This is a genomic window from Streptomyces sp. NPDC002896, from assembly GCF_040295225.1.
Taxonomy (GTDB): Bacteria; Actinomycetota; Actinomycetes; order Streptomycetales; family Streptomycetaceae; genus Streptomyces.
Genome location: NZ_JBEOVA010000088.1, coordinates 1 through 5,305, shown reverse-complemented (window position 1 = coordinate 5,305; position 5,305 = coordinate 1). Strand labels below are relative to the sequence as shown.

The 5,305-nt window shown below is 70.1% G+C and carries 5 protein-coding genes and 1 pseudogene; 1 reads left to right on the top strand and 5 read right to left on the bottom strand.

Translation table 11 applies throughout. The features are described from left to right. Positions 1-74: 74 nt before the first annotated feature. The 3 genes from ABT009_RS47175 to ABT009_RS47165 are packed head-to-tail and all read right to left on the bottom strand — an operon-like array spanning position 75 to position 2,722. The gene (locus tag ABT009_RS47175) at positions 75-767 is read right to left on the bottom strand and encodes an oxidoreductase (RefSeq protein ID WP_502990108.1); all 693 of its coding nucleotides are present in this window, start codon (positions 765-767) and stop codon (positions 75-77) included. Between the two features lie 6 nt (positions 768-773). Next, entirely contained in the window at positions 774-1,553 is a 780-nt protein-coding gene (locus ABT009_RS47170) for a glucose 1-dehydrogenase (protein ID WP_351309582.1), read from the bottom strand. After that, on the bottom strand, positions 1,550-2,722 hold the full coding sequence (locus tag ABT009_RS47165) for an LLM class flavin-dependent oxidoreductase (RefSeq protein ID WP_351309578.1): 1,173 nt from the start codon (positions 2,720-2,722) through the stop codon (positions 1,550-1,552). The genes ABT009_RS47170 and ABT009_RS47165 overlap by 4 nt, the downstream gene beginning before the upstream one ends. 82 nt (positions 2,723-2,804) lie before the next feature. Between ABT009_RS47165 and ABT009_RS47160 the strand changes: the two genes are divergently transcribed. Next, positions 2,805-3,485 carry a PadR family transcriptional regulator gene (locus ABT009_RS47160; RefSeq protein WP_351309575.1) on the top strand — a complete coding sequence of 227 codons (681 nt, stop codon included), beginning with the start codon at positions 2,805-2,807 and terminating at the stop codon, positions 3,483-3,485. 40 nt (positions 3,486-3,525) lie between these two features. On the opposite strand, the gene ABT009_RS47155 is transcribed toward ABT009_RS47160, so the two are convergent. Next, positions 3,526-4,608, bottom strand: coding sequence for a mechanosensitive ion channel family protein (locus ABT009_RS47155; RefSeq protein ID WP_351309572.1), 1,083 nt, complete (start codon positions 4,606-4,608; stop codon positions 3,526-3,528). A 239-nt stretch (positions 4,609-4,847) separates the two neighbouring features. Further along, positions 4,848-5,216 (bottom strand): annotated as a pseudogene (locus tag ABT009_RS47150) (endonuclease); the annotation flags it as partial. Positions 5,217-5,305 lie beyond the last annotated feature (89 nt).

Here is a 5,305-nt window from a genome sequence, read left to right as displayed (position 1 = left end):
CACCCACATCAGCCGCTTCGCCCGTCTTGGCCTTGAACTGGCCACCTGAACACCGAATCCGCCAACAAAGTCCTTCAGGGCCGGGTCAAGTTGACTTTGGCCGTCACCGCGATCCGGCCCCCGACCTCGTCGCGTACGGCCCGTGCCACCCCACGCGCGACCTTCGCCCGGTTGGCGAGGCTGCCGCCGTACTCGTCCCTGCGCTTGTTGATCCTCGGGCTGAGGAACGAGCTCGCGAAGTAGTTGTGGCCCAGGTGGATTTCCACGGCGTCGAAGCCGGACTCGACCGCGATGCGGGCCGCCTCGGTGTGGGCGCGTGTGATGCGCGCGATGTCGTCAGCGGTGGCGGGCCTGGTCATCCGCATGCTGAGGGGGTTGAACCGGCGTCCGGGGCCGAGCGAGGGCAGTCCGTTGGACCTGGCGTCGGCGACCGGTCCGGCATGGCCGATCTGCGCCGACACCGCTGAGCCCTCGGCGTGCACGGCGTCGGTGAGGCGGCGCAGGCCGGGAACCGCCTCGGGCCGCATCCAGATCTGGCGGCGCTCGGTACGGCCCTCGGGTGCGACAGCGCAGTACGCGACCGTCGTCATGCCGACGCCGCCGGCCGCCGGGCGACGGTGGTACTCGATCAACTCGTCGGTGACCAGGGCGTCCGGCGTCACGCCCTCGAAGGTCGCCGCCTTGATGACACGGTTCCGCAGGGTGATCGGTCCGAGTTTGGCGGGGGCCAGGACGTCCGGTGTCCCGCTGCGGGCGGGTTCGGCCATGGGGCGTCAGCCTCCCTGAGTGTCGGAGACGGTCGTCTGGGGTGGGGTGGGGCCTGCGCTCCAGCCGCCGTCGGCGGCGATCTCCGCTCCGGTGAGGTACGAGGCGTCGTCGGAGACGAGGAAGGCGACGAGCCCGGCGACGTCCTCGGGGAGACCGACCCGGCGCAGGGCGACGGCCGGGTGTCGGCCCGCACCGCGCGGCGGCGCGACTCCCGCGACCATCGGTGTGTCGATCAGGCCGGGATGTACGGAGTTGACCCGGATCCCGAACTCGCCGAGTTCGAGGGCGGCCGTCTTCGTCAGTCCGCGCAGTCCCCACTTTGAGGCGCCGTAGCCGCCCGTGCGGGCCAGTCCGGTCAGTCCGGCCACGGACGAGACGTTGACGATGGCACCGCCGCCCGCGCGGCGCATGGGCTCCAGGACGGCACGGATGCCGAGGAAGGGACCGACGAGGTTGACTCTGAGGACCGACTCGAAGGACTCCGCGGTCTCCTCGACGAGCGGTCCGCTGCGGTACACGCCCGCGTTGTTGACGAGGATGTCGAGGCCTCCGAAGTCGGCGACGGCGGTGTCCACGGCGGCCGCCCACCGGGACTCGTCCGTCACGTCGAGCCGGGTGTAGCGGGCGGCGGGGCCGATGGAGCGGGCGACCTCGGTGCCCTCGTCGTCGAGGATGTCGCCGATGACGACATTGGCGCCGAGGGCGGCGAACAGCCGTGCCTCCGCCTCGCCTTGCCCGCGCGCCGCCCCGGTGATCAGGGCTGTCCTTCCCTTCAGCGAGATCATCGGGCGGCTCCCTGAGAAGCGGCGGCCACGTGCTCCGTCCCATCCTTCGAGAAGTGCGGGATGACGTGCCGCCCCCACTGCCGGATGGTCTCCATGCAGACCTCCTGCGGCACGGTGCCCATCTGCACGAGACACATCACCTCGTCCACGCCGGCCGCGCGCAGCCGCTCCACGTACGCGATGGCGTCGGCCGCGTTGCCGTAGGCGTGTTCGGGGTTGTATACGGCGGTCGTGGTGGGCCGTACCGGAATCCTCGCCTCGTTGAGGTGGGCGACGACCTGCTCCGCGGCGGACCGCATGCGCTTCACTTCCGTCTCGCTGTCGGTCTCGTCGGCCACTGCGTCGTCGGGTACTCCTCCGCCTCCGTACCAGTGGGCGATGGCCTGGGCGAAGAAGCGCTGCCCACGTATCCCGACGGCGCGGGCGCGCTCGCGGTCGTCGAGGACGATCGTCGGGCACAGTGCCGAGAAGTGGTCGTTGACCTCCGTCGATACGAGGTGTGTGCCGTCGCGACCGGCAACGCACGAGTCGTAGAAACGCTTCATCGACGCGACCTCATCCGGCCCCGCAAAGCCCATGACCAGGGCACCGACGCCGAGTTCGGCGGCGCGCGCGAGGGTCTGCTGCTTGCTGCAGGCGAGAAAGAGAGGTGGATGCGGGCGCTGCACGGGACGCGGCAGTACGGGGTGCGGATCGATGTCCAGCAGCTCGCCGTGCCACTCGAGCTCGTCCTGCTGCCAGGTGCGGCCGATGATCCGCAGCGCCTCCTCGACCTCCGCCTGCGTGCGCTCCGGGTCTACCCCGCACAGCGATGTCTCCTGCCGCGTCCCGCCGCGGCCGGCTCCGAGGTCGAGCCGCCCGCCGGACAACAGGTCGAGCATGGCGGCGCGTTCGGCCACGCGCACCGGATGGTTGAAGCGGAACGGCATGCACACGACCCCGTGCCCCACCCGTATGCGGCTGGTGCGGGCCGCGACCCAGGTGAGGAAGATCTCCGGGGCGCTCATGTGCGCGTACCACTTGAGGGCGTGGTGCTCGACGGCCCAGACCCGGTCGAAGCCCATCTCCTCGGCGAGCACGGCCTGTTCCACGCAGTCGCGGATGACCTGGTGCTCGGATTCGGGGTCCGGGTTCGCCAGCTGTGCCTCGAAGATGACTGAGAACTTCACTGCACCTCCCTGGGAGTTGCGCGGATCGTGCGGAAGCTTGCAGACCTTGCGCTGGTGCGGTGCGGCTATTTCAATTAGTCATATGACGACTCGTCAGGTCAAGGGGCAAGGCGATGGTTCCGATCCCGGTGGTACCGATCTGGGCGGTACCGATCCGGGTGGTAAAGAGGTGGGTGGGCGGCTGCCGGTCACGGCGTGGGCGGTACTCGGCCTGCTGTCGTTCCCCGGCGAACGCACGGGCTACGAGCTGAAGAAGTGGGCGGACGCGTCCCTCGCCTTCTTCTACTGGTCGCCCGCGATCAGCCAGATATACGCCGAGCTGCGCCGCCTGGAGGCACTCGGATACGCCTCCTCGCGGGTCGCCGCCCAGGGCGACCTGCGCAACAAGCGGCTGTACGCGATAACCGACGCCGGGCGGGCGGCCCTGGCCCGATGGGCGGACACCGCGGACGCCGGACGCGCGGTACTCAAACACCCGCTCGTGCTGCGAGTCTGGCTCGGCCACCTCGCGGATCCCGACGGCCTGCGCAGCCAGCTGCGGGCACACCTGGAACGTACTCAGGCGCAGCTGCGGGAGATCGCGCACGCCCAGGAGGCCTCGCACAAGGCCGGCCAGTGGCCGTACCCGGAGGTCGCCCTGCGCTGGAGCGAACGGCAGCACCGGGCGGAACTGGAGCTGGCCGAGGAGATGCTCGCCGACCTCGAGCGGCTGTGGGCCGCGGGGGAGGAGGCGTCCGGCAACCAGGCCGCTCACGGGACTTGACGACCAGGCCGCCCGCACGAGGTCGACCGGGCGGCCGGTCCTAGCGCACGGCGTCCGTCGCCCCGCGCTGCTGCGGGATCGCGGCCGTGGGCAGTTCGGTCTGCTGGACGGTCACCGTGCGCTTCGGGGCGGGGACCGAGATGCCCTCGGCCCGGTAGCGCTGGTGCAGCCGCTTGATGAACTCGTGCTTGATCCGGTACTGGTCGCTGAACTCGCCGACCCCCAGGATGACCGTGAAGCCGATCCGTGAATCGCCGAACGTGTGGAAGCGCACGGCCGGTTCATGGTCCGGTACGGCGCCGGTGATGGCGGTCATGACCTGCTCGACGACCTCGTTCGTGACCCGCTCGACGTGCTCGAGGTCGCTGTCGTAGCCGACGCCCACCTGGACCGTGATCGACAGCTGCTGTTCCGGCCGGCTGTAGTTGGTCATGTTGGTGCCGGCGAGCTGGGCGTTCGGGATGATCACGAGGTTGTTGGACAGGTTGCGCACGACGGTGTTGCGCCAGTTGATGTCCTCGACGTAGCCCTCCTCGCCGCTGCTGAGGCGGATGTAGTCGCCGGGCTGCACCGTCTTGGCGGCGAGGATGTGCACGCCCGCGAAGAGGTTGGCCAGGGTGTCCTGCAATGCCAGCGCGACCGCCAGACCGCCCACGCCCAGTGCGGTGAGCAGGGGCGCGATGGAGACGCCCAGGGTCTGCAGCATGACGAGGAAGCCCATCGCCAGCACCACGACGCGCGTGATGTTGACGAATATGGAGGCCGATCCGGCGACCCCCGACCTCGACTGCGCGAGCGACCGCACCAGACCCGTGACCACGCGGGCCGCGGTGAGCGTTGCGGCCAGGATGAGCAGGGCCGTCAGCGTCATATTGACGTTGTGTCCGACCCGGGAGGTCAGCGGAAGCGCCGTCGCCGCGACCGCTGCGCCGGCGGCGATCGCCGCCCAGGGGACCAGCGTCCGCAGGGCGTCGACGATGAGGTCGTCCCCGCTCCACCGCGTCCTGCTGGCCCGTTCCCCCAGCCAGCGCAGGATCGCGCGCAGCAGCACGCCCGCCGCGATGCCGGCGGCCAACGCGATCCCGGCGACGATCAGATCGTGGAGTGTGAGGGCCCGGTTCATTCTTTCTCTCCCGTTGCGGGGTGTGCGGTTCACGCCGGAACGAATACGAATACGCGTCCGATGTGATCGCTCATCCTGCCGTATGCGGGAGAACGCGCCGCAGGTGGGCCCACCTGGGCCGGTATGGGGGCCGAAACTCCTGACAGGGCCTCAAACCGTCGCGGGACGGCCGAAGGCGCCGCGGGCCATTTCACTCCGAGACGCCGACGGCCCATCCGCCCACGGCCTGTTCTCAGCCCTTACTCGCCGTCACTCTTCTCCGCTGCTCGCTTGCACTCCTCGGCGACCTGCTTGTCCACGGCCGCGCGCACAAGGGCAGCCGCGAACGCGGCTGGCTGCGCGTCCCCGGCGAGGCGGGCCAGCTTCGCCGGAGTGTCCGGCAGGCCAAGGCGCTTGGCTCCTTCTCTCGCCTTCGCGTCCAGGTAGGGAGCCGCCTCGGGCCAGACGGCCTGCACCTCGCGCAGGAAGATGTCCGCGCCGGCCGGTCCGAGCCCCGGCACCTCCTGCAGCAGGTGGCGCAGCTTGTCCAGGTCGCCGCTCGCCTCGTCGCGCATGCGGCGCAGATCGCCGTCCCATCTGTCGAGCACCAGCTGCGCACCGTTCCCTAGTGCCGCATCAGAGAACCTTTGCCCTGTTGTGATGTGACACGCCGTTCGGGTACTGGCCCGGACGGCGCGGTGTCGCCAGGCTGTCCGGG

What these genes read in the sequence shown, in the direction of transcription:
- ABT009_RS47170 (WP_351309582.1), bottom strand. Translation starts at nt 1,553, where the DNA reads ATGATCTCGCTGAAGGGAAGGACAGCCCTGATCACCGGGGCGGCGCGC.
- ABT009_RS47175 (WP_502990108.1), bottom strand. Translation starts at nt 767, where the DNA reads ATGGCCGAACCCGCCCGCAGCGGGACACCGGACGTCCTGGCCCCCGCC.
- ABT009_RS47155 (WP_351309572.1), bottom strand. Translation starts at nt 4,608, where the DNA reads ATGAACCGGGCCCTCACACTCCACGATCTGATCGTCGCCGGGATCGCG.
- ABT009_RS47160 (WP_351309575.1), top strand. Translation starts at nt 2,805, where the DNA reads ATGACGACTCGTCAGGTCAAGGGGCAAGGCGATGGTTCCGATCCCGGT.